Source organism: Kosakonia sp. MH5, assembly GCF_009935945.1.
Taxonomy (GTDB): Bacteria; Pseudomonadota; Gammaproteobacteria; order Enterobacterales; family Enterobacteriaceae; genus Kosakonia; species Kosakonia radicincitans.
In genome coordinates this window covers 704827-727764 of record NZ_QODH01000001.1, presented here as the reverse complement: position 1 = coordinate 727764, position 22938 = coordinate 704827, and the positions used below count along the sequence as shown (strand labels likewise).

The following is a 22938-nucleotide window of genomic DNA, read 5'->3' as shown; positions in this document are numbered from 1 at the left end:
TGTCCAGCGCCAGGCAAGGAAAAGGTGACGAATGAAGCGGAAACCGGTTCAACTGATGCTGGAAGGGGCTGGCAGGGTGATCTGCAACAGGCGAAAAGATTGCGGATGATCCCTGGCCGGATATTTATGCGCTCGATCACAAAAGCTGATACACTCCGCACCTTCATGACATTGTGGTTTTTGTCATCAGTCAAATTATATCTCCCTGAAAACTACACCTGTGACAGGTCGGGGCGGTGTGGAGTTGTTATGTCATTTGATGCCCTTGGCCTGAATCCGGAAATCCTGCGCGCAGTCGCCGAGCAGGGTTATGTTCAGCCGACCCCTATTCAGCAGCAGGCGATCCCCGCCGTACTGCAAGGCCGCGACCTGATGGCCAGCGCCCAGACCGGTACCGGTAAAACGGCTGGCTTTACCCTGCCGCTGCTGCAACTGCTTGTGCAAAAAGAGCCGCACGCGAAAGGCCGCCGCCCGGTGCGTGCGCTGATCCTGACGCCAACCCGTGAACTGGCGGCGCAAATCGGTGAAAACGTACGCGACTACAGCCAGTATCTGAACATCCGTTCGCTGGTGGTGTTTGGCGGCGTCAGCATCAACCCGCAGATGATGAAACTGCGCGGTGGCGTCGATGTGCTGATCGCCACGCCTGGCCGTTTGCTGGATCTGGAACACCAAAACGCGCTGAAACTCGATAGCGTGGAAATTCTGGTGCTGGATGAAGCCGACCGTATGCTGGATATGGGCTTTATCCACGATATTCGCCGCGTGCTGGCAAAACTGCCGCAGCGCCGTCAGAACCTGCTGTTCTCCGCGACCTTCTCCGACGACATCAAAGCGCTGGCGGAAAAGCTGTTGCACAACCCGCTGGAAATTGAAGTGGCGCGCCGCAACACCGCTTCCGAGCAGGTGACTCAGCATGTGCATTTTGTAGATAAAAAACGTAAGCGTGAGCTGTTGTCGCAGATGATTGGCCAGGGTAACTGGCAGCAGGTGCTGGTCTTTACCCGCACCAAGCACGGCGCCAACCATCTGGCGGAACAACTGAATAAAGATGGCATCACCAGTGCGGCGATCCACGGTAACAAAAGCCAGGGCGCGCGTACCCGTGCGCTGGCGGATTTCAAATCCGGGGATATTCGCGTGCTGGTGGCCACAGATATCGCTGCGCGCGGTCTCGACATCGAAGAGCTGCCGCATGTGGTGAACTACGAGCTGCCGAACGTACCGGAAGATTACGTCCACCGTATCGGCCGTACCGGGCGTGCGGCGGCTACCGGTGAAGCGTTGTCGCTGGTCTGCGTTGATGAACACAAACTGCTGCGCGACATCGAACGTCTGCTGAAAAAAGAGATCCCGCGCATTGCCATCGAAGGTTATGAACCGGATCCGTCCATCAAAGCCGAACCGATCCAGAATGGTCGCGGCCAGGGCGGCGGTCGTCAGGGTGGTGGTCGCGGGCAGGGCGGCGGTGGTCGTGGTCAGTCCGCGCCGCGCCGCAATGAGGGTGAGGAGCAGAAACCGCGCTCCCCGCGTCGCACTGACGGTGAAGCGCAAAAACCGCGTGCTCCACGCCGCAGTGAAGGGGGTTCACGCCGTCTGGATGGTAACGCCCAGCCAGCGCGTGATAGCCAGGGTAAACCGGCAGGAAACGGCGCACGCCGTCGCCGTCCGCGTAAACCGAGCGCCGCGCAGTAACGCATTTTGCAGGCCGGATACACTTTATCCGGCAATCGACGCCGCCAGCGGGCAATGTACCGACTGGCGGCGTTGTTTTATCAGGCTTGCGATCGGCGATTAACGCGCGCCAGCCAGGCCTGACGCGTTTCCCGCGCCCGCAGCACCAGCCATCAACCACACGGGAACACAATGCGAGCTTCAACCCTACAGCACTTCACCATGACTGGCGATAACTTGCTGATACCATTCAAAACTGCGTTTTTTGCTGCGCTTCAGCGTACCGTTGCCGTCGTTATCTTTGTCGACATAGATAAAGCCATAGCGCTTTTTCATCTCGCCGGTTCCGGCACTGACGATATCAATCGGTCCCCACCAGGTGTAACCCATAATGTCACAGCCATCGTCAATGGCTTCTGCCATTGCCTGAATATGGCGGCGGCCATAATCGATTCGCGCCAGATCGTTAATCTGCCCGCTGGCATCCGGCTCATCGACGCCGCCATAGCCATTTTCGACAATAAACAACGGCTTGCGGTAGCGATCTGCCAGTTCATTACAGACGATACGGAAACCCTGTGGATCGATCGGCCAGCCCCAGGCGGTTTTTTCAAGAAACGGATTATCCAGCCCGGCAGTACCGCCGGTATCAATACGGAACTGGCCGCCCGCCTGATGTAATACGCTGCGGTAGTAGCTAAAGCCGAGATAATCCGACGGATAATCGGCCAGCAGTTGCAGATCGCCATCGGCAATGGTCAGCTCCACGCCCAGTTCGCGGAACAGACACGGCGCAAACGCCGGATAGTGGCCGAGCATCATCACATCGGAGAAAAACAGCGAACGGCGGCGTAACTGCATAGTAGAGAAGATATCGTCCGGGTTGCAGGTTGCCGGGTAAACGGTGCTCAACGACAGCATGCAGCCGATTTGCGCATCGGGAATGATGTCGTGGCACAGCTTGTTCGCCAGTGCGTTAGCGACAAACTGGTGGTGATTCGCCTGCCAGATATCCTGCGCACCGGCGCTGGCATCCACCGCGCCGGTGGCGAACGGCATACGGTTCATATTGTTCAGTTCGTTGAAGGTCATCCAGTATTTGACCTTGCGCTGGTAACGGCGGAATACCGTTTCGCAGTAGCGGCTGAAGAAATCAATCAACTGGCGATTCTTCCAGCCGCCATACTCCTGATACAGCGCCAGCGGCGTCTCATAGTGGGAGAGGGTAATCACCGGTTCAATGCCGTATTTCAGCAGTTCATCAAACAGATCGTCGTAAAATTTTAGCCCCGCTTCGTTTGGCGTAGTTTCATCGCCACGCGGGAAAATGCGCGACCAGGCAATCGAGGTACGAAAGCATTTGAAACCCATCTCTGCGAACAGCGCGATGTCTTCTTTGTAGCGATGGTAGAAATCAATCGCTTCGTGGCTGGCGTAATAGAGATTTGGGTCAATCGTCGCATCATGTTTACCGGAAGCGATACCGCCGCGCACCACGTCGGCAATCGATGGCCCTTTGCCATCCTCGTTCCATGCGCCTTCCGCCTGGTTGGCGGCAATCGCGCCGCCCCACAAAAAATCTTTCGGGAAAATAGCCATCTCAGCTCCTTAATCGCGTAAGTCTTCGCCGTTAGAGGCGATCAGTTTTTTGTACCAGTGATAGCTTTTCTTTAGCGAGCGCGCCTGTGTGCCGTTGCCCATGTCATCCTGGTCAACATAAATAAAGCCGTAGCGTTTGGAAATTTGCGCCGTTCCGGCGCTGACCACGTCAATCGGCCCCCACCAGGTGTAACCAAACAGATCGACGCCGTCGCCAATCGCTTCCTGCATCTGTTCCACGTGCTGGCGCAGATAATCGATACGGTAATCATCGTCGATAGAGCCGTCCGGGTTGACGGTATCGATCGCGCCGAGACCGTTTTCGGCAATAAACAGCGGCTTCTGGTAGCGGTCATAGAGCTGGTTTAAGGCAAGACGCAGCCCTTTCGGGTCAATCTGCCAGCCCCACTGGCTGGTTGGCAGGTACGGGTTGCGGATGCCGCCAGTCACCATATTGCCTTCCGCTATTTCCCGTTTTTCCGGGTGCGCACTAACGGTGCTCGACATGTAGTAGCTAAAGGAGACGAAATCGACCGGGTGCTGGCGCAGGATCTCATCATCACCGACCACTTTTTGCAGCGTGACGCCTTTTTCCGCCAGCATGCGATCGGTGTACGCCGGGTAGTAACCATGCGCCTGCACGTCGCTAAAGAACAGCGACACGCGCTGCATCTCTTCACAGGCCTGCAAATCATCCGGGTGGCAGGTGTGCGGATAGAGCATCTGGTAGCTGATCATGCAGCCGACCTGCGAGCCGGGAATAATGGCGTGGCAGGCTTTGGTGGCCAGTGCGCTGGCGACAAACTGATGGTGCGCGCCCTGGTATTTATCCTGTTCGAGATGCGGATTGTCCTCTTCGATCACACCAACGCTGACATACGGGTGATGTTTCACGCAGTTGATCTCGTTGAAGGTCATCCAGTACTTCACTTTTTTGCGGTAGCGGGTGAAGACCGTGGTGGCGAAACGTACGTAGAAATCGACCAACTGGCGGTTCGGCCAGCCGCCATAGTCGGTCACCAGCGCCAGCGGCATCTCGTAGTGCGACAGCGACACAATCGGTTGAATACCGTGCGCCAGCAGCGTATCGAACACCTCGTCGTAGAATTTCAGCCCGGCTTCGTTCGGCGTGGTTTCATCGCCGCGCGGGAAGATGCGCGTCCAGGCAATCGACATGCGAAAGCACTTAAAACCCATTCCGGCGAACAGGGCGATATCCTCTTTAAAGTGGTGGTAAAAGTCGTTGCCTTTGCGTTTCGGGTAGTACTTTTTACTGCCAGGGTCCTGCGCTTCGCGTATTTGAGCGTGCGTCATGCCAAGCCATTGATCGAGCCAGCGCTCCCGCGGCGTGTTGATATCAAACGTGTAGACATCAGAAACGGAAAGCCCTTTGCCGCCCACATTCCATGCGCCTTCCAGTTGGTTCGCCGCTGTTGCGCCGCCCCATAAAAATCCTTCCGGGAATGCTTTCGAAAATGCCATACCTTTGCTCCTTACGCCGCTGTCGCGGTCAGTGTGAGAAATGCGTCCCGGCTGGCGACATCGCCTTGTACTTTGACCGGGCTGATATCGCCGTATTGTTCGCTGTTGGTGACGACCACAATCACGCTCGGATCGATGCCAGCGGCCTTCAGCGCCGCCAGATCAAAGCTCACCAGCAGATCGCCTACCTCGACGCTCTGCCCGACGGCGATGTGGCTGGTGAAGTGCTTACCACCCAGTTTTACCGTGTCGATACCGATATGAATGAGGATCTCCGCGCCGGTATCGCTTTGCAGCGCCAGTGCGTGATGGGTTTCAAACAGGGATTCCACCTTGCCGTTAACCGGAGAGCGTAGCTCGCCGCTGGTGGGATAAATCGCCAGCCCTTTACCGAAAATCTCATCGGCAAATACCGGGTCGCTAAGGGCGTTGAGGGGTTTCAGTTCGCCGCTCACCGGGGCAAACAGTTTTTCTTCGGTACGTGCCACCGACATCGGGCTGACCCCGGCTACCACCGTCTCTTCAAATCCGAGGATCACCGTGACAACCGCAGCGCAGACAAACGAAATGGCGATACTGACCAGCGCCCATAAAAATGTCGGGCCGACCAGCGCCGGAAGACCGGGCAGACCGCTGAGCGCAAAGGCGTAGGTTTTCACCCCCATCGCCATGGCAACACCGCCGCCGCACGCGCCACCAATCAGCGCGGCAGCAAACGGGCGTTTATAGCGAATATTGATGCCGTACATCGCCGGTTCGGTAATACCCATGGCCGCGCTGAAACTGGTGGTTAGCGCCAGCGATTTCAGCTTTTTATCCCGCGCCCGCAGGAACACGCCAAAGGCCGCACCCGCCTGGCCCAGGTTGGCAATATAGAAGAGGATTTTGAACGGATCGAAACCCAGGGTGCTGATGTTGTTGATCATGATTGGCACCAGCACATAGTGCATGCCGGTGATGATGATCATCGACAGCGTGCCGCCAACCACTACGCCCGCCACGATGCCGGCATTTTCCACCAGCCAGATAATGCCGCCGGAGAGCGCATTACCGGCGAAAATCCCCAGTGGGCCAATGGCAATCAGCGTAATCGGCGTGACAATCACCAGGCTCAGTAGCGGCACAAACATCGTTTTCAGTACGCCGGGCATGATGCGATCAATCAGCTTCTCTACCCGGCTCAGCAGCCAGATGGCCAGCAGGATCGGGATCACCGTTGAGGCATAATTCACGGTTGGCACCGGCAGGTGCATAAAATTGATCGGCGCGCCGGATTTAAACAGCGCCTGAATTGCAGGATGGAAGAGGGCGGCGGCCAGCGCCACTGCCACGTAAGGATTTGCGCCGAACTTATTGGCGGCGCTGAAAGCCAGCGCCAGCGGCATGAAGTAAAACACGCCGTCGCTAATGGCGAGCAGAATTTGGTAGGTCTGGTTACTGGTTTCCAGCCACTGCATCGCGACCACTAGCGCCAGGACGCCTTTCAGAATACCGGCTCCGGCAATCGCCGGGATGATCGGCGAGAAGATACTGGACAGCCCCTCCAGCAGCACCGATACCGGGTTGCGACGTTTACCATGTTGCACAGCGCCGCCGGACGAGACGCCGGGTAATTTGGCCAGCAGCGCGTCGCACAATGGGGCCACATCGTTACCGATAATCAACTGAAACTGATCGCCAGAGATGTTGACGCCTATCACGCCATCCAGCGCTTCCAGCGCCGCGCGATCGGCCTTGTCGTTATCTTTGAGTAAAAAACGCAGACGGGTAATACAGTGAAACAGCGACAGAATATTGCCTTTGCCGCCGATCCTGTTGATAATCTGCTGCGCGGTATCCTGATAATTCATGATAATTCCTCCAGACTGACGCCCGCATTGCTGGCATCATCCACAATCATCGGCTTTACGCCGATACCTTGTTTCCTCTGGGGTTTGCCTGATTGAACAGTAACAAGCCTGGACGGAATCTATACATTTCATCCTTCAAGCTGCCGCTTTGTGGTTGCGGCTACGCGAATGATGTTGGGTAAACTAATTGGGTTCTGCCCGCTGTACCACGTTTTCGATATGCACGGTCAGATAGAGCTTTTCCGAGTTGCTCATGGTGTGGTGATAGTTTTTGCCGACAAACTCATTGATGGCATCGACGCATTTCAGGGTGGTCTGATAGCGGCGCTGTACCATGGCAAATAACTCTTCGTCGTCATTATTTAACACCACCCCATCAATCACCCGCTGGGCGAAAAATTTTAAATGGGTAATGAAACGTTGGTAATTCAGGCTGTGCTCGTCGAGTGGCAGGCTGAAAAAGTATTTAACGATATTCTGTAGTTGATAAATAAGCCGTGTGATTTGCGTGGTTTTTCCCATGCTGTCGTTCAGCCCGGCATTCACAATATGTAACGCAATACTGCAGGCTTCGCTGTCAGGCAATAATTGCCCGGTGCGCGCCACCACCATACCAATCGCCTGGCGACCAAGAGCATATTCAGCGGTATAAAAATGGCGCACTTCCCACTCCAGCGGATTCGGCAATTGCTCATGTTTTTCATTGCGTTGTAGCGCGAAATGCAGATGGTCAGCTAGCGTGACGTACAAACCTTCGCTTAATTTATGCGACAACTGGCTGCGGGCCAGCGTGACAATGTCGGCGGTCAGTTGCACTATTTCGACAGGTACTTCGCTAATCAGATCTTTAAAACGGGCAGAGACCTGCGAATCCTGCAAATGGAATATTTTCTCGATGGCTTGTTCGTTAACGATGGCGCCGTTCTGCGTATTAAAACCCAGCCCTCGCCCGGTCAGAATAACCTCAAAGCCACGATCGTCGATGGCGCTGACCACGTTATTATTTAAGATTTGTTTGACCAGCATCGCTAACTCCTGCAAACAAAAACGGGCAAAACGTAAATACAGCAATGGACATCATCTGTCCTTGTTCTCTGCATTTAGGTTTTGCCCGATATTCGGTAACAAGCGTAATGCAGGTAAAAACTAGCATTGCCCTGTTCAATGATCAACGCGCTATATAGAGTACTTATGAATAGATCTGCTAATTTGTGATCCGCCCGGCGAAAAATATCCTGTATTGCAGAGGTGGAAAATGGGTTTTCGTGGCCGCTTCCAGAATGGCAAAAAGGGTTACCCAGCGGGCGCTAAAAATGCCACAATAGTGGCTGTTTATACAGTATTTCAGGTTTCTTCATGGCTCTTACCGCCGCGCTAAAAGCGCAGATTGCCGCCTGGTATAAGGCGTTGCAACAACAGATCCCGGACTTTATTCCCCGTGCGCCGCAGCGGCAGATGATTGCTGATGTCGCGAAAACGCTGGCGGGTGAAGAGGGCAGGCATCTGGCGATCGAAGCGCCGACCGGCGTCGGGAAAACGCTCTCTTATTTAATTCCGGGTATTGCTATTGCCCGCGAAGAGCAAAAAACGCTGGTGGTCAGTACCGCCAACGTGGCGTTGCAGGATCAGATCTACAGTAAAGATCTGCCGCTGCTGCGCAAAATTATCCCCGATTTACGTTTTACCGCAGCGTTTGGCCGTGGGCGCTATGTCTGCCCGCGCAATCTGGCTGCTCTGGCCAGCAGCGAGCCGGACCAGCAGGATCTGCTGGCGTTCCTTGATGATGAGCTGACGCCGGGCAGCAAAGAGGAACAGAAGCAGTGCGCGACGCTGAAAGCCGATCTCGACAGCTACAAATGGGACGGCCTGCGCGATCACACCGATAAAGCCATCAGTGATGATTTATGGCGTCGCCTCAGTACCGATAAAGCCAGTTGCCTGAACCGCAACTGCCACTATTACCGGGAATGTCCGTTCTTTGTCGCGCGGCGTGAAATTCAGGAAGCGGAAGTGGTGGTAGCGAACCACGCGCTGGTGATGGCGGCGCTGGAGAGCGAAGCCGTCTTGCCGGAGCCGAAAAACCTACTGCTGGTGCTGGATGAAGGCCATCATCTGCCGGATGTGGCGCGCGATGCGCTGGAGATGAGCGCCGAAATAACAGCGTCCTGGTATCAGCTACAGCTCGACTTATTTATCCGGCTGGTGGCGACATGCCTGGAGCAGTTCCGGCCGAAAACTCTGCCGCCGCTGGCGACGCCGGAGCGGCTCAACGCCCACTGCGAAGAGCTGTTCGGGCTGATTTCATCATTGAATAACATGCTCAACCTCTATCTTCCTGCTGGTCAGGAAGCCGAACACCGCTTTGCTATGGGCGAGCTGCCGGATGAGGTGATGGCGATTTGTCAGCGGCTGGCGAAGCTAACAGAAATGCTGCGCGGGCTGGCGGAGCTGTTCCTCAACGATTTAAGCGAAAAGACCGGTAGCCACGACATTGTGCGTTTGCACCGGGTGATCCTGCAAATGAACCGTGCGCTTGGCATGTTTGAAAGCCAGAGCAAACTCTGGCGGCTGGCCTCAATGGTGCAGGCTTCCGGTGCGCCGGTATCGAAATGGGCGACGCGCGAAGTGCGGGAGGGGCAGCTGCATCTGCTGTTTCACTGCGTAGGCATTCGCGTCAGCGATCAGCTGGAGAAGCTGCTGTGGCGCAGCGTACCGCATATTGTTATCACCTCCGCCACGCTGAGGTCGTTGAACAGTTTTAATCGCCTGCAAGAGATGAGCGGCCTGAAAGAGAAAGCGGGCGACCGATTTGTCTCGCTGGATTCGCCTTTCAATCACGTTGAGCAGGGGAAGATTGTTATCCCGCAAATGCGCTACGAACCGCTGATTGAAAATGAAGAGCAGCATATCGCCGAAATGGCGACCTGGTTTCGTGAGCAGGTGGAAAGTAAAGCCCATCCGGGGATGCTGGTGCTGTTCGCCAGCCAGCGCGCGATGCAACTGTTTTTAAGTTACGTGGCGGATTTACGCCTGCTGCTATTGGTGCAGGGCGATCAGCCGCGCTACCGGCTGGTGGAACTGCACCGTAAACGGATCGACGCGGGCGAGCGCAGCGTGCTGGTTGGCCTGCAATCCTTCGCCGAAGGGCTTGATCTGAAAGGCGATTACCTGACACAGGTGCATATTCATAAAATCGCCTTTCCGCCGATTGATAGCCCGGTGGTGATCACCGAAGGTGAATGGCTGAAGAGCCTCAACCGTTATCCGTTTGAAGTACAGAGTTTGCCCAGCGCCTCGTTTAATCTTATCCAGCAGGTCGGCAGGCTTATCCGTAGCCACGGTTGTCGCGGCGAAGTGGTGATTTACGATAAGCGCCTGTTGACCAAAAGCTATGGAAAACGTCTGCTTGATGCGCTGCCGGTGTTTCCTATTTCCCAACCGGCAATGCCGGACGTTATAGTGAAGAAACCGGTGAAAAAACCAGAACAAAAGCGCCGCAAGCGCCGTTAACGATGTGAGCATGCGAGGAACTGTCATGGATTACCGTAAAGTTATCAAAGAGATTGGTCGCGGAAAGAACCATGCCCGGGATCTGGATATTGACACCGCTCGTGGTCTCTATGCGCAGATGCTGAACGGCGACGTACCGGATCTGGAGATGGGCGGCATTCTGATTGCGCTGCGCATTAAAGGCGAAGGCGAGGCGGAAATGCGTGGCTTCTACGAGGCGATGCAGCAGCACACGCTGGCGCTGACGCCGCCGGTGGCGAAACCGATGCCGATTGTTATTCCCAGCTATAACGGCGCGCGCAAACAGCCTAATCTCACGCCATTATTGGCTATTCTGCTGAATAAGCTGGGTTTCCCGGTGCTGGTGCACGGCATTAGCGCAGATCCCACGCGCGTGATTAGCGAAAGTATTTTCACCCTGTTGGGCATTGAGCCGACGCTGCACGCCGGGCAGGCGCAGGCGAAGCTGGAAGGCCATCATCCGGTCTTTATGCCGGTACACGCGCTCTGTCCGCCACTGGAAAAACAGCTGGCGATGCGCTGGCGCATGGGCGTGCGCAACAGTGCGCACACGCTGGCGAAGCTGGTAACGCCGTTTAAAACCGACGCGGCACTGCGTTTATCCAGCGTTTCTCATCCCGAATACCTTACGCGGGTGGGGAAATTTTTCGCCGACATCGGTGGCCGTGCGCTGCTGATGGCGGGGACGGAAGGGGAAGTGTATGCGAACCCGCAGCGCTGTCCGCAGATCAACCTGATTGACGCGGCGGGCGAGCGGATCCTCTTTGCGCGCAACGATGCCGCCGAGCAGGTTGCATTGGAAGGCGTGGCAAAAGATGCAGAGAGCACGGCTCGCTGGATCGAACACTGCCTTGCCGGGCGCGAAGCAATACCGGAGTCACTAAAAATTCAGCTGGCCTGTTGCCTGGTGGCAACCGGAGAAAGCGCGACGCTGGAAGAGGGGCTGGCGCGGGTAGCACAGAGTTTTTAAGCAAAAAAAAGCCCGTCACAATCCAGGACGGGCAAAAACAGGGTAACAACAGGGTCAATGAGGGTGGAGCATCCCGGCAGAGGGTTAATTTGCCGGGGGGTACAACTTCGGTTGGGTTATTTGTAGATAACCGCAGTGCCGCTCAGTTTGTTATTGCCGGCAGCAGAGATGATGCTGTAGCCGCTGGCACCAGCAGCCTGCGCTTTGGCAGCCAGTTTGGCTTCCAGACCGTCCAGCGTGGTTGCGCCGTGAGCAGAAACAACACCGATTTTGTCCAGGCTTTCGGCTTGTGCGGCAGTCACAGACTGGGCAGCAAAGGCACCGAAAGAGAGGGTAGAAAGCGCGATAGCAGCAACAGCATATTTGATGGTTTTCATAGTCAATTTCTCGCAGGTTATTCTGTGTTGGGGACGATGTTCCGTCGATGTGATAAGTATCACAGTTTTTCACAAGAGATAAAATCGAAGAGAATTGACGACCTTATTCTAAAAAATTGAATAAGATATAGCTGTTTGATTTGAAAGGCTTTTGTGTAAGAAAAAAGGACATTCGCCAGCAGATCAGCGCAGCGGACAATTTTGCGGCACATTTTGCTACTTTCACTGCGGGATTTTGTGGATGTAAAGGCAACCGCTTGCGCTGGTTGAAAACGTCAGGAAAGGTCAAAGTAACTGGCTATCCTTCGATCCTCTGCGATTATATCCTGAGAATGTAGAGTTATGTAAATCTTTCTCCTGCTGGCAGGTAACGCATAAGCGCACCCCTGGAATCGCTTTACGACGCGCTTCCGGGATCGGTTCGCCACACTCTTCGCAGGTCAGCAAGCTTTCACCGTGGGGTAAATCACGACGGGCGCGCGCCACGGCATCTTCAATCGTACTGTCGATCTGCTGCTGTACCGCACCGTCATTTGCCCAGCCTGAAGCCATGATCGCCTCCTTAGTTGCAATAGCGTAATTATAGCAAACGCCCGATAGCACAGGGCTCCAGGCTGGGACAGGTAAACGGGGTTAGCGGTTATCCGGGCGAATCAAATCAAAGCGCTGCGCTTCACTGATCCCGTAATAGGCAGACGGGCCGCCCGCACGCAGCACGGGCTGTGCTTTTGCGGTCTGATAAATGCCGTTTTCCAGCAGCGATTCATCAATGTGTACCGCGACCACTTCGCCCAGCACCAGCCAACTATCGATGGCGCTGCCATCGGCGGTGGTCAGTTGAATACACTGGGAGAGGCGACATTCGAAGTTGACCGGGCTTTCCGCCACACGCGGCGCGCTGACGATACGACCGGCAACGGGCGTCAGGCCTGCACGGGTAAACTCATCTTCGCCGTGGGGCAGCGACGCGGAGGTTTCATTCATCCGCACTGCTAAATCGCGGGTCGTCAGGTTCCAGACAAACTCTTTGGTTTCAGTAATATTGCGTACGCTATCTTTCCAGCCGCTGCTGGCGAAGCCAATAATCGGCGGGCGATAATTGAAACAGTTAAAGAAACTGTACGGCGCAAGATTTCGCTGGCCTTTGCCATCCAGCGAGGCAATCCAGCCGATAGGACGCGGACCAATAATCGCATTCAGCGGATCGTGCGGCAGGCCGTGGCCTTTCGCCGGTTCATAAAAATACATAGCGTTTCCTGGTTGTCAGACAAGTTTCTTCAGCCTCACTTATTTACCCGGTCAACGTCAACGGGTATCTTACGCCGCTGCTAACAGGAGAATGCCATGAATGCCCAGAAGCCGGGTTTGCACCCGCGTAACCGCCACCACAGCCGCTACGACCTTGACGCATTGTGCGTCGCGAATCCGTCATTGCGCGACTTTATCACCGCTAACCCAAAAGGCGAGTCGACCATTGATTTCGCCGAACCGCAGGCGGTGAAGGCTTTAAACAAAGCGCTGCTGGCGCACTTCTATGGTGTGCGTGAGTGGGATATCCCCGAGGGTTTTCTCACCCCGCCGGTGCCAGGACGCGCCGATTATCTCCACCATCTGGCTGATGTGCTGGCAGAGAGCAACGAAGGGCAGATCCCTGCGCAGGCCAGCGTGCTGGATGTTGGCACCGGGGCGAACTGCATCTATCCGCTGATTGGTCACCATGAATATGGCTGGCGTTTTACCGGCAGCGAAATTAACGATGCGGCGCTGACCAGCGCGCAGGCGATTATTAGCGCTAATCCGGGGCTGAGCCGCGCGGTTCGTCTGCGTCGGCAAAAAGATCCGTCAGCAATTCTTGCTGGCGTTATCCATAAAAATGAGCAGTACGATGCCACGCTCTGTAATCCGCCGTTTCATGACTCGGCGCAGAGTGCGCGGGCGGGCAGCGAGCGTAAACGCCGTAATCTGGGGCAATCTGCCAGCGATGCCGCCAACTTTGGCGGTCAGCAGCAGGAGTTATGGTGCGAAGGCGGCGAAGTCGCTTTTATTTGCAAGATGATTGCGGAGAGCCAGCAGTTCGCCCGCCAGGTGCTGTGGTTCACCTCGCTGGTCTCGCGTGGCGATAACCTGCCCGAGCTGTATCGCGCACTGACGCAGGCAGGTGCGGTGAAGGTAATGAAAAAAGAGATGGCCCAGGGTCAAAAGCAGAGCCGATTTATCGCCTGGACTTTCCTCGATGAGACCCAGCGTAAACGCTGGGCGCAGAGCCGCTTTAAAGGGTAGGCTCTGCTGGCGGCGGGCTCGCCGGTGAGGCCGGTTGCGGTGAGTTTTGCGGTGCAGGCAGCACTTGATACGTCTGCACCGGTGGGCGAATGCCCGCGCGATCGAAATGTTTTTTCACCATGGTGTCGAGGGCGAACCTGACTGTCCACTGCTTCAGCGGCAGCGTGGTAAAGGTAACACGTAGCGTAAAGGCGGTATTGGTTAGCCCGACCAGCCCGGCGAATGACGGCTCGCCGATCACCAGCCCGCGAATATCTTCCTGTTCCATCAGTTCGGCCACCGCATCCTTCAGCGCCTGATTGGCTTTATCGGTCTCTTCATGGCGATCGACATCATAATTTGCCACTACCGAACCAATACCGCGGACAAAGTTGGCGAAGGTGGTTATCGATGACCAGGGAATAATATGGTACGCCCCCGTATCCTGGCGCACGCCGACGGAACGAATCGACATTCGCTCGACGGTGCCGGTTAGCGGCCCGATAGTCACCAGATCGCCGGTGTTCATCCCATTTTCGAACTGAATAAAAATCCCGGTAATAATGTCTTTGACCAGCGTTTGCGAACCGAATGAGATCGCCAGCCCTAACGCACCGGCACCGGCGAGCAGCGGTGCGATATTGACGCCAATTTCTGAGAGCACAATCATCACCGTGATGGTGCTGATCACCACCGCCAGCGCATTGCGGAACAGTGTCAGTAACGTGCGCGTGCGTGCGCTTGGCAGTGGGCGGCCGTGGATATCCGATGCCAGGCGGTTCTCAATCAGGCTCGCCAGCAACGTCCAGCCCACCGCCGAGAAGAAGAGGATCAGCGCAATGCGGATCAGAATATCGACGGTTTTCTCCCCCGCGCCATAATTGAGCCAGTGCCAGAAATCAAACAGTCGCCAGGCATTCAGCAACAGCATGATGGTGGCGCACACGACCAGAATGCGCGCCGTTTTCAGTGCCGCCGACAGCCAACCGTTCAGCCGCTTTTGCAGTTCCGGATAGTTGCGCTGCACCTGCGGCGAGAGGGTGATGGTTTTATTTAGCCAGCGCGACAGCACGCCGGAGAGGAAGGCTGCAATACTCAGAATGGCAAGGCTGTTAACCGACGCGCTCATCATAAATTTCAGGCTATTGCCCGGGTCAAACAGCGAGAAAAAGAACAGCACGACAAAGTAGGCGCTGGCGAGCCAGTGCCAGATCAGCGCAAAAGCGCGGATAAATAAGCTAAAGAAGGCCAGTGAGTGGTCGGCAAGCTCAATCAGGTTGTGCTGGATCTCGCGCTTATTGTGGAAGATAAGATAGAGCGCCCAGACGGTAATACACAGCATAATCACCACGTTGGCGAGTGCGCCGACCTGCACATTCACCTGATTGGAAATAATCGGCACCGCCACCAGCAGGCCATAACCAATCAGGCTGCTCAATGCACTCAGGCGCAGATGCCAGTAGCGAGCGGTGCCGTCAGCAATACGAAACGGACGCAGTTCCGGAATGCGCGGGCAGAAAATCAGCCGCAGAATGGCTTTGAAAAACTCAATCAGCGCAAACGCATTAAGGAACAGGCTTTGCTGGAAAGCGATGGTGCTGTTGCCCGCATTCAGCCTGGCGCTGAGCAACTGGCCGATAAACAGCGTCAGCACCAGTAACAGCAGGTCGATAATAAAGGCGCCAATTATCATAGCGGGCAACTGCAACCAGTTCCGCCGTTCGCGGTTTTTGCGCCTTCCCCAGTTGCCCATCCGGCGGTAGAGCGGCATAACACACTGACGCACCAGTATCCAGAAAGCAAAAACCAGTACCGCGAGTAATAAAAAGTGGCTGGCGGCATTAGTGAAGGTTTGCGGGTTAAAGGCCTTATGCGGCGAGCCGGTGATATTGCGGTAGAGTTGGGCGAAGCGAGAGGCCAGCGCTTCGCCGTAGTAGCCGCTGACTTCGGTGACATTTTCCAGCACCGTTTTCTGTTCTTTGACTTCCGGCGGCGTGATCTCCGGAACCGGCTCCTGCGGCGGTGTGGTGGCGACTTTCCGCAGTTGATCAATCAATTCTTTGCGTGAATCATCGTTTTCCAGCACGTCTGCCAGCGCCGCATAGGCTGCTTTTTTTTGTTCGACGCTGGGTTCACTGTTTTGGGTAGATGACGCGCTACTGGCTGCGGGTGCTGTGATGCCGGGTATCGTCGCGGCCTGAAGCGGCGCGCACAGCAGAGTGATGAATAGCAATATCCACGGCATATGCTCCTCCGGTGAGAAAGTCCAGCAAAATGATAAGTATAGATGCCGGGCGGAGCAGGGCAGGAAATGAGAACAATCCGGGGGAAACGCCCCTCCAGGCGGAGGGGCACAAGCGCATCAGGAAACGTGTTGTAAAAATTCCTGTAAGCGCGGGCTGGGTGGATTTTCGATCAACTGTTGCGGATTGCCGTCTTCGGCAATGCGCCCTTTGTCGATGAAAATCAGGCGCGACGCCACTTTCTCGGCGAAGCCGATTTCATGGGTAACGATCACCATGGTCATGCCTTCTTCAGCCAGATCCTGCATCACTTTTAGTACTTCGTGGCGCAGTTCCGGATCGAGCGCGGAAGTTGGCTCATCGAACAGCATCATCTTCGGTTTTACCGCCAGCGCTCGGGCAATCGCGACGCGCTGCTGCTGGCCGCCCGAAAGCTCAGACGGATAGTGGTGCGCACGTTCAGCCAGCCCGACCTTCGCCAGCAGATCTCTTGCCAGCTTTTCAGCATCGGCTTTATTGGTTCCGCGCACGCGCAGCGGGCCAAACATGACGTTTTCCAGCGCCGTCAGATGCGGGAACAGATAGAACTGCTGGAAAACCATGCCGGCTTCCTGGCGGATCAGGCGCTCATCCACTTTCGGATCGTTGACTTTCAGGCCATCAACAATCAGATCACCGCTGGTGATCTCTTCTAGCTTGTTAATGCAACGCAGCAGTGTTGATTTACCAGAGCCGGACGGCCCGATAATGACCACCACTTCACCTTCAGTGATATTCAGATCAATGTTGTGCAGCACCTGGGTTTGACCAAAGTGCTTGGAGACGTTTTTAAATTCGATCACAGGATTTTCATCCTTCTTTCAAGACGACGCAGAATGAAGCTCAGCACCAGGGTAATGATCAGATAGACGACCGCAACGGCGCTCCAGATCTCCAGCGCGCGGAAGTTGCCGGCAATGATTTCCTGGCCCTGGCGGGTCAGTTCGGCGACGCCGATAACAATAAACAGCGAAGTATCTTTGATGCTGATGATCCACTGGTTGCCCAGCGGCGGCAGCATACGGCGCAGCGCTAACGGTAGGATCACATGGCGAATGGTTTCACCACGCGACAGACCTAACGCGAGGCCCGCTTCCCGGAAGCCTTTATGAATAGAAAGCACTGCACCACGGGTGATTTCCGCAATATAGGCGCCAGAGTTAATCATAATGGTGACAACGGCGGCCGAGAAAGGATCGATGCGCAGATCGTTAAACGCCATCGGCAGGGCAAAGTAGATAAACATGACCTGTACGACGATAGGCGTACCGCGAATAACTTCGATAAATACCAGTGCGATATGGTTGGAAATCCAGCCGCCGAAAGTACGTGCGAAACCCGCTGCCAGACCAATGATCAACCCGCCAATGAGGCCGAGGACCGAGATCAACAGCGTCATCTTCGCGCCTTCGATCAGAAGCGGAATGGCAGGCCAAATGGCGCTCCAGTCAAACTGCATGATGTGTTCCTGTATACCGTGGTTGTAACAAATGTATCAGGGGCGAAGATCGCCCCTGAGGAGTAACGCTTTATTTTTTAATAATTATTTAGGCTCAGAACCGAACCATTTTTTGTAGATTTCGTTGTAGGTGCCGTTTTCGCGCAGGGTTTTCAGCGCGCCGTTCACTTTTTCACGCAGGTCGTCGCTGCCTTTCGGGAAGGCGATACCGTACTGCTGCGCTTCCAGGGACTCACCAACCGCTTTGAACTGACCGTTACCGGCAGTTTTAATGAAGTACAGGATGTTTGGCGTGTCATGCAGAACGGCATCTGCGCGGCCAGTGCCCAGTTCCATGTATGCATTGTCGATGTTCGGGAACTGACGCAGGTCTTTGGTTTTGATGTTTGCTTTCGCGTAATCAACAGAACCGGTACCGCTCTTCACCGCCACCACTTTGCCATCCAGATCTTTGACGCTTTTCACGTCGTTGTTGTTGGCTTTCACCATCACCAGCAGACCGCTTTTGTAATAGCCGTCAGAGAACTCGATCGCTTTCTTACGCTCTTCGGTAATCGTAATGCCTGCCAGCGCCAGGTCGACGTTTTTGGTTTGCAGCGCTGGGATGATGCCGCTGAAATCCATCGGCTTCAGTTCATAATTCAGTTTCAGCTCTTTCGCGATAGCTGCCCACAGATCCACGTCGAAACCAACGTATTTGTCGCCTTGTTTAAACTCGAAAGGAACGAATGCTGTGTCGGTGGCAACCACCAGTTTTTTATCAGCAGCCTGAGAGGAAACAGCAAAGGCGAGAGCGAGTGCAGCCAGGGAAAATTTCAGTACAGACTTCATAGTTTTTCCTTTTGTATCCGGGGAGCGATCCCCTGCGAGAATGAACGCAGTATGAAAAAATCATGCCAGGTTTACAACCTATTGTTTTGTAAAGGCGATGCTTTAACCGGTTGCACAATAAGCATAGCAACGAGACTGTTTAGCACTATTTTGGTGCGCACTTTTGGTGCATAAAAATAACCCGGCGGATTTTGCTCTTTTTTAGCGCAGAACGTGGGTGTAAAACAATCGGTTATTAACAATTTTGTGATGAGATAATAACGTAGAGGAAACTTTAGGCAGGGAAAAAGGAAAAACATTGCACCTTAAAAGTGCAAACCCCTTCGCGGGAAGCGAAGGGGTCATTGATAAATCTTATGGATTATTCGATATTGGATTCGATGAACCACAGGAATTTATCCAGATCGCGGGATGCCGCGGTGAAGATATCTGCAGTATCTTCGTCTTTCGCTTCACCAATCGCTTTACGCACGTCATTTGCGACGATGGCATAACGATCGGCCAGTTCTTTCAGGTGATCCTGAACGGTGTGGATGTCCAGCGGGTAGCTTTTCAGCGGGGTTTTACTGTTGATCACCTGCGTGGTGCCCAGTGCCACTCCGCCCAACTGTACAGCACGTTCCGCCATCGTATCAAGATGGTCGGTCAACGCAGTACGGAACTGATCCAGCATTTCATGTACGGCAATGAAGTTAGCACCGCGCATATTCCAGTGGGCCTGTTTGGTAATCAGCGACAGGTCAATGAACTGGATCACCTGGCGATTCAACAACTCAATGGTCGCTTTTTTATCGCTATCCGATACATCGTTGCGGGTATAAAGCAGATTAGACGCTTTCGTTTTAACCAGTTTAGCGGTACTCATAATCTCATATCCTCTTGATGTTTGTGTCCCAGGTAATTACCGAAACTAAGTATAGCACCAGATTTCATTTATCTGTTTTGGCTGTGCCTATCGGTTCAATAGCAAAACCAGAATATATGCTCATTTTTTATGTGGTGACAACTAACAAGATGAATTATAAGAAAAATTAAATAATTTCGTGAATGGAAGGGGGACGGTAATCCTATTTCAAGAGAAATGTACGTAAACGTAAGAAATAATGTCTCTGCAGTTGGAGGATATTCAGCATAAGACAAATCTCATGCTGAACAATAATTATTTAACCAATATCCACTTTGCGGATTTTACTTTCCCGCCGCAGCGTCAGCGTGGAGCCCATCGAGGCGATGACGATGGCCATCAGCGCCAGCACCTGCTGCAAAGCGAGCGTTTCGCCAAGGAAAACCATGCCTGAGATCGCTGCCATCGCGGGCTCCATACTCATCAGCGTACCGAAAGTGCGGGTGGGAAGCCTGGTTAATGCAATCATCTCCAGTGAGTAGGGCAGTGCGGTGGACAACACGGCAACGGCGATACCAAGCGGCAAAATCGACCAGTGCCACAGCAGTTCACCAGACTGGAGCGTACCGAGAGGGACAAACACGATCGCCGCAATTAACGATCCAAGCGCGACCGTTGCCGGGCCGTGTTCCTCACCCGCGCGCTGGCCGCAGAGGATGTAAATCGCCCAGCAGGCACCGGCGCCGAGGGCAAAGGCTGCGCCGCTCAGATTCACATGCGAGACGTTTTCTCCCAGCGGCAGCAAATACCATAGCCCAAGTACGGCTAGGATCACCCAGATAAAATCGACCGGGCGGCGGGAGGAGAACAACGCAACGGCCAGTGGCCCGGTGAATTCCAGCGCCACGGCGATACCAAGTGGTACGGTCTGAATGGAGAGGTAGAACATATAGTTCATCCCGCCGAGCGACAGCCCGTAGAACAGTAGCGGCAAACGTTGCTCACGGGTGAAACGTAACCGCCAGGGTTTGAAAACGATGGCCAGGATAATCGTGCCGAGCGCCAGACGCAGTGCAGTAACGCCAGGTGCGCCGACCAGTGGAAACAAAGATTTCGCCAGCGATGCACCGCCCTGAATAGAGATCATGGCGATAAGTAACACCAAAACCGGCAGCCACACCGGTAGCTTACGAGACAACCCAGGCATCCTTTCTCCCGTCAATTTGTGTCAAGTGAAGTAAAGCCGTCAGTCTACTTGAAAATACCTCCGGCTGGTTGAGCGTTCGTTGAAAAAAACTGCCCGAATATCCGTAGAATAAGGATTATCTGATGGTTAATTAACCTGTTGATTTAAGAATTGTCTGGATGAATGTGCCACTTATTGAGCATCATAATGGCGCGTTATGCGGGAAAATACGTGTTTTTTGAAAGGGTTGTTCAACAGCGGAAACTTTCTGTTACATCAAATGGCACTTTAGACCCCAATTCCTGCAAAGAGTTTCCTGACCATTTTTGATATATTTAAAAACGTAGGACGTAGGATTTACTTGAAGCACATTTGAGGTGGATTATGAAAAAAATTGCATGTCTTTCAGCACTGGCCGCTCTTCTGGCGGTATCTGCAGGTTCCGCAGTAGCAGCAACTTCAACCGTTACCGGCGGCTACGCTCAGAGCGATGCGCAGGGGATTGCTAACAAAACTAACGGTTTCAACCTGAAATACCGCTACGAGCAGAATGACAACCCGCTGGGTGTTATCGGTTCCTTTACTTACACTGAAAAAGATCGTACCGAAAGCGGCGTCTATAACAAAGCGCAGTACTACGGTATCACCGCGGGTCCGGCTTACCGTCTGAACGACTGGGCGAGCATCTACGGTGTAGTAGGTGTTGGTTACGGTAAATTCCAGCAGACTGTTGATACCGCTAAAGTTTCTGACACCAGCGACTACGGCTTCTCTTACGGTGCCGGTCTGCAGTTCAACCCGATGGAAAACGTTGCTCTGGACTTCTCTTACGAGCAGAGCCGTATTCGTAGCGTTGACGTTGGCACCTGGATTGCCGGTGTTGGTTACCGTTTCTAATCGCTTCGGCGATATAAAAAATCCGCCCAATGGGCGGATTTTTTTTGCCGGAAACGCTCACCAATCAGTGTTTACTGTGGGTATCAAAAAGATCTGTGCCCAGTTGGTTGTAGTCAACTTTCTGTAACTTAAAGTTAGTAATGTAGACTGGCCCGGCCTTTTGCTCGGAGATAAAGCGGTAAGAATTTTTTATCTGCTCGGCGGCGATCCCGGTCCACTGCGAGAAGAAACCAAGGAAATCATTGGCTGAACGGCGAGCCTTGACGATCCGGTGCTTTGTATCGTCGCTGGAGATCACCATAAACGGCACCTGGAAATCCTGCTGGAATTTGTCGGCATGCGCCAGATACTGCGCCTCTTTACCGCGCTCTTTAATTGCCAGCCCGTGATCGGAAAAATAGACCATCGAAAAGCTGTCGCCGGTATTCACCAGCTGGGAATAGAGCTTGCCAAGCAGATCGTCCGTCTGCGTGATGGAGTAGAGGTAGCAGGACGTTTCTTTCGATTGTACAAACTCATTGTATTTACCGCCGGTGCGATCGCAGGCTTGCGGGTGCGAACCCATCAGATGCAGAACGATCAACTGAGGCTGTGTACGCTGAGTTGAAAAGACCTGAGCGGTCAACTTCAGCAGCTCTTCGTCACGGGTGTTTTTATTCGCTTCAAAATCGCCATTTTTCAGGAACTGCACTTCATCGGCGCGCTTTGCAATGCTGGCAATCGCCGTATCGTATTCGCCAATCTGCCCCTGATTAGAGAACCACCAGGTCTGGAAACCCGCACGATTCGCCAGCGTAACAAAGTTATCCTGGTATTGCGGTTTATCATCGACCACCCGGTTCAGCGTCAGACCGAGCGACTTCTGCGTTGAGCCGCTGGCAGATACGTAATCCATAAAGAAAGTGCCGTTTGCCTGGCTGGCGAAAGGCGTGTTATTCCAGTGGCCGCCAAACGCGCCTAGCGCATCGCGGCGTGCGCTTTCGCCAATCACCACCACATAGATGTGATATTTCGGTTTTACCGCCGTTACGGTCCAGGTGTCTTTCATGCTGGCGAACTGCGCCATATTCTCCTGCTCGACGCGCACTAAATAGTAGTTAAACGCTACATCGCGCACGAAACGCAGCACCGGCACGCCAGTATCGATAATCCTGAAGTCATATCCCAGGAAGTGGTTCTGTACCGGGCCGATAAAATAAGATGCCACGCAAAACACGGCGCCTACGGTATCCCACTTTAGCCACGGCGTCGGCACGGCCGGGATGCGGCGAAGCATCGAAATGACGCCCAGAGCGAAGATAAACAGGCCAATTGCATAGTGATACCACGGGAAAATAGTCAGAATTTCCGTGGACTCTTCCATATTGGTCGACAGCAGAGCGAGCAGCGTATTGAAGTTCGGCGCGCCGTAGGCCTGGCCAAACGGGAAATAACACGCTGCCACCAGAGAGATTATGCCGACAAATACCTTCTGCGCGCGTGGCGCTTGACGCCAGAGCACAATCAGGGCGCAGGTCAGGACAACGGCATACAACACGCTAAATTCGTAACCAAGAGCGAAATTAATCAACATCGACTGGAGAAAATAGAAACCCGTCCACGGATTGACGGTCTGGCTGCGAAACGCAGCGGATTCTTTCAGAATTAGGCTCATTGATGACTATCGCGAAACCGCCATGTGCTCACCCTGGCGTAAG

General features: G+C 54.2%; 19 protein-coding genes. 5 read left to right on the top strand and 14 right to left on the bottom strand.

The genetic code is table 11. From position 1 onward, the window contains the following. Window positions 1-249 precede the first annotated feature (249 nt). On the top strand, window positions 250-1695 hold the full coding sequence (gene rhlE / locus DK872_RS03395; protein ID WP_107146291.1) for an ATP-dependent RNA helicase RhlE: 1446 nt from the start codon (window positions 250-252) through the stop codon (window positions 1693-1695). Window positions 1696-1881: 186 nt separating this feature from the next. Here rhlE and DK872_RS03390 read toward each other — a convergent pair whose 3' ends face one another. The 4 genes from DK872_RS03390 to licT all read right to left on the bottom strand — a co-directional run bounded on the left by DK872_RS03390 (window position 1882) and on the right by licT (window position 7631). Beyond that, window positions 1882-3273 (bottom strand): glycoside hydrolase family 1 protein, encoded by a 1392-nt coding sequence (locus tag DK872_RS03390; protein ID WP_107146290.1) that lies wholly within the window; start codon window positions 3271-3273, stop codon window positions 1882-1884. A 9-nt stretch (window positions 3274-3282) separates the two neighbouring features. Further along, entirely contained in the window at window positions 3283-4755 is a 1473-nt protein-coding gene (locus DK872_RS03385) for a glycoside hydrolase family 1 protein (RefSeq protein ID WP_007373984.1), read from the bottom strand. 11 nt (window positions 4756-4766) lie between these two features. Beyond that, window positions 4767-6605, bottom strand: a complete 1839-nt coding sequence (locus DK872_RS03380) for a beta-glucoside-specific PTS transporter subunit IIABC (RefSeq protein WP_161518034.1) — start codon at window positions 6603-6605, stop codon at window positions 4767-4769. 183 nt (window positions 6606-6788) lie between these two features. Continuing rightward, a complete protein-coding gene (licT, locus tag DK872_RS03375) occupies window positions 6789-7631 on the bottom strand; it encodes a BglG family transcription antiterminator LicT (RefSeq protein ID WP_007373986.1) in 843 nt (280 codons plus the stop codon). Between the two features lie 330 nt (window positions 7632-7961). Between licT and dinG the strand changes: the two genes are divergently transcribed. Both dinG and ybiB read left to right on the top strand, forming a co-directional pair. Beyond that, entirely contained in the window at window positions 7962-10115 is a 2154-nt protein-coding gene (gene dinG / locus DK872_RS03370; protein WP_007373988.1) for an ATP-dependent DNA helicase DinG, read from the top strand. Window positions 10116-10140: 25 nt separating this feature from the next. Continuing rightward, window positions 10141-11106, top strand: a complete 966-nt coding sequence (ybiB, locus tag DK872_RS03365) for a DNA-binding protein YbiB (protein ID WP_090397223.1) — start codon at window positions 10141-10143, stop codon at window positions 11104-11106. A 116-nt stretch (window positions 11107-11222) separates the two neighbouring features. Here the strand turns inward: ybiB and ybiJ are convergent, their stop codons facing one another. The 3 genes from ybiJ to DK872_RS03350 form a co-directional block, all read right to left on the bottom strand. After that, entirely contained in the window at window positions 11223-11483 is a 261-nt protein-coding gene (ybiJ, locus tag DK872_RS03360; RefSeq protein ID WP_007373990.1) for a DUF1471 family protein YbiJ, read from the bottom strand. A gap of 285 nt (window positions 11484-11768) precedes the next feature. Beyond that, window positions 11769-12035 carry a DksA/TraR family C4-type zinc finger protein gene (locus DK872_RS03355; protein ID WP_161518033.1) on the bottom strand — a complete coding sequence of 89 codons (267 nt, stop codon included), beginning with the start codon at window positions 12033-12035 and terminating at the stop codon, window positions 11769-11771. A gap of 81 nt (window positions 12036-12116) precedes the next feature. Further along, entirely contained in the window at window positions 12117-12731 is a 615-nt protein-coding gene (locus DK872_RS03350) for a flavin reductase family protein (RefSeq protein WP_007373993.1), read from the bottom strand. Between the two features lie 96 nt (window positions 12732-12827). On the opposite strand from DK872_RS03350, the gene rlmF reads away from it, so the two are divergent. Then, window positions 12828-13763: a 23S rRNA (adenine(1618)-N(6))-methyltransferase RlmF gene (gene rlmF / locus DK872_RS03345; protein ID WP_035885922.1), complete on the top strand. Its 936-nt coding sequence runs from the start codon at window positions 12828-12830 to the stop codon at window positions 13761-13763. On the opposite strand, the gene ybiO is transcribed toward rlmF, so the two are convergent. The 6 genes from ybiO to rhtA all read right to left on the bottom strand — a co-directional run bounded on the left by ybiO (window position 13753) and on the right by rhtA (window position 20365). Next, window positions 13753-15987: a mechanosensitive channel protein gene (gene ybiO / locus DK872_RS03340; RefSeq protein ID WP_149288986.1), complete on the bottom strand. Its 2235-nt coding sequence runs from the start codon at window positions 15985-15987 to the stop codon at window positions 13753-13755. The genes rlmF and ybiO overlap by 11 nt on opposite strands. Window positions 15988-16104: 117 nt before the next feature. Then, window positions 16105-16827 (bottom strand): glutamine ABC transporter ATP-binding protein GlnQ, encoded by a 723-nt coding sequence (gene glnQ, locus DK872_RS03335; protein WP_007373996.1) that lies wholly within the window; start codon window positions 16825-16827, stop codon window positions 16105-16107. After that, entirely contained in the window at window positions 16824-17483 is a 660-nt protein-coding gene (glnP, locus tag DK872_RS03330) for a glutamine ABC transporter permease GlnP (RefSeq protein ID WP_007373997.1), read from the bottom strand. Before glnP ends, glnQ begins: the two co-directional genes overlap by 4 nt. Window positions 17484-17567: 84 nt before the next feature. Next, complete coding sequence (gene glnH / locus DK872_RS03325) at window positions 17568-18314, bottom strand: glutamine ABC transporter substrate-binding protein GlnH (protein WP_007373998.1); 747 nt, start codon at window positions 18312-18314, stop codon at window positions 17568-17570. 361 nt (window positions 18315-18675) lie between these two features. Then, window positions 18676-19179 (bottom strand): DNA starvation/stationary phase protection protein Dps, encoded by a 504-nt coding sequence (gene dps, locus DK872_RS03320; RefSeq protein ID WP_161518032.1) that lies wholly within the window; start codon window positions 19177-19179, stop codon window positions 18676-18678. Between the two features lie 298 nt (window positions 19180-19477). After that, complete coding sequence (gene rhtA / locus DK872_RS03315; protein WP_007374001.1) at window positions 19478-20365, bottom strand: threonine/homoserine exporter RhtA; 888 nt, start codon at window positions 20363-20365, stop codon at window positions 19478-19480. A 363-nt stretch (window positions 20366-20728) separates the two neighbouring features. Between rhtA and ompX the strand changes: the two genes are divergently transcribed. Beyond that, window positions 20729-21241 (top strand): outer membrane protein OmpX, encoded by a 513-nt coding sequence (gene ompX, locus DK872_RS03310; protein WP_007374002.1) that lies wholly within the window; start codon window positions 20729-20731, stop codon window positions 21239-21241. A 64-nt stretch (window positions 21242-21305) separates the two neighbouring features. On the opposite strand, the gene DK872_RS03305 is transcribed toward ompX, so the two are convergent. After that, window positions 21306-22895, bottom strand: coding sequence for a phosphoethanolamine transferase (locus tag DK872_RS03305; RefSeq protein WP_007374003.1), 1590 nt, complete (start codon window positions 22893-22895; stop codon window positions 21306-21308). Window positions 22896-22938: the final 43 nt, after the last annotated feature.

Bases quoted from the DNA above. Each gene is read 5' to 3' on its own strand.
- dinG (WP_007373988.1), top strand. From the start codon at position 7,962: ATGGCTCTTACCGCCGCGCTAAAAGCGCAGATTGCCGCCTGGTATAAG.
- DK872_RS03355 (WP_161518033.1), bottom strand. From the start codon at position 12,035: ATGGCTTCAGGCTGGGCAAATGACGGTGCGGTACAGCAGCAGATCGAC.
- ybiJ (WP_007373990.1), bottom strand. From the start codon at position 11,483: ATGAAAACCATCAAATATGCTGTTGCTGCTATCGCGCTTTCTACCCTC.
- DK872_RS03380 (WP_161518034.1), bottom strand. From the start codon at position 6,605: ATGAATTATCAGGATACCGCGCAGCAGATTATCAACAGGATCGGCGGC.
- glnH (WP_007373998.1), bottom strand. From the start codon at position 18,314: ATGAAGTCTGTACTGAAATTTTCCCTGGCTGCACTCGCTCTCGCCTTT.
- rhtA (WP_007374001.1), bottom strand. From the start codon at position 20,365: ATGCCTGGGTTGTCTCGTAAGCTACCGGTGTGGCTGCCGGTTTTGGTG.
- DK872_RS03385 (WP_007373984.1), bottom strand. From the start codon at position 4,755: ATGGCATTTTCGAAAGCATTCCCGGAAGGATTTTTATGGGGCGGCGCA.
- dps (WP_161518032.1), bottom strand. From the start codon at position 19,179: ATGAGTACCGCTAAACTGGTTAAAACGAAAGCGTCTAATCTGCTTTAT.
- rlmF (WP_035885922.1), top strand. From the start codon at position 12,828: ATGAATGCCCAGAAGCCGGGTTTGCACCCGCGTAACCGCCACCACAGC.
- DK872_RS03350 (WP_007373993.1), bottom strand. From the start codon at position 12,731: ATGTATTTTTATGAACCGGCGAAAGGCCACGGCCTGCCGCACGATCCG.
- glnP (WP_007373997.1), bottom strand. From the start codon at position 17,483: ATGCAGTTTGACTGGAGCGCCATTTGGCCTGCCATTCCGCTTCTGATC.
- ybiO (WP_149288986.1), bottom strand. From the start codon at position 15,987: ATGCCGTGGATATTGCTATTCATCACTCTGCTGTGCGCGCCGCTTCAG.
- rhlE (WP_107146291.1), top strand. From the start codon at position 250: ATGTCATTTGATGCCCTTGGCCTGAATCCGGAAATCCTGCGCGCAGTC.
- ybiB (WP_090397223.1), top strand. From the start codon at position 10,141: ATGGATTACCGTAAAGTTATCAAAGAGATTGGTCGCGGAAAGAACCAT.
- licT (WP_007373986.1), bottom strand. From the start codon at position 7,631: ATGCTGGTCAAACAAATCTTAAATAATAACGTGGTCAGCGCCATCGAC.
- DK872_RS03305 (WP_007374003.1), bottom strand. From the start codon at position 22,895: ATGAGCCTAATTCTGAAAGAATCCGCTGCGTTTCGCAGCCAGACCGTC.
- DK872_RS03390 (WP_107146290.1), bottom strand. From the start codon at position 3,273: ATGGCTATTTTCCCGAAAGATTTTTTGTGGGGCGGCGCGATTGCCGCC.
- ompX (WP_007374002.1), top strand. From the start codon at position 20,729: ATGAAAAAAATTGCATGTCTTTCAGCACTGGCCGCTCTTCTGGCGGTA.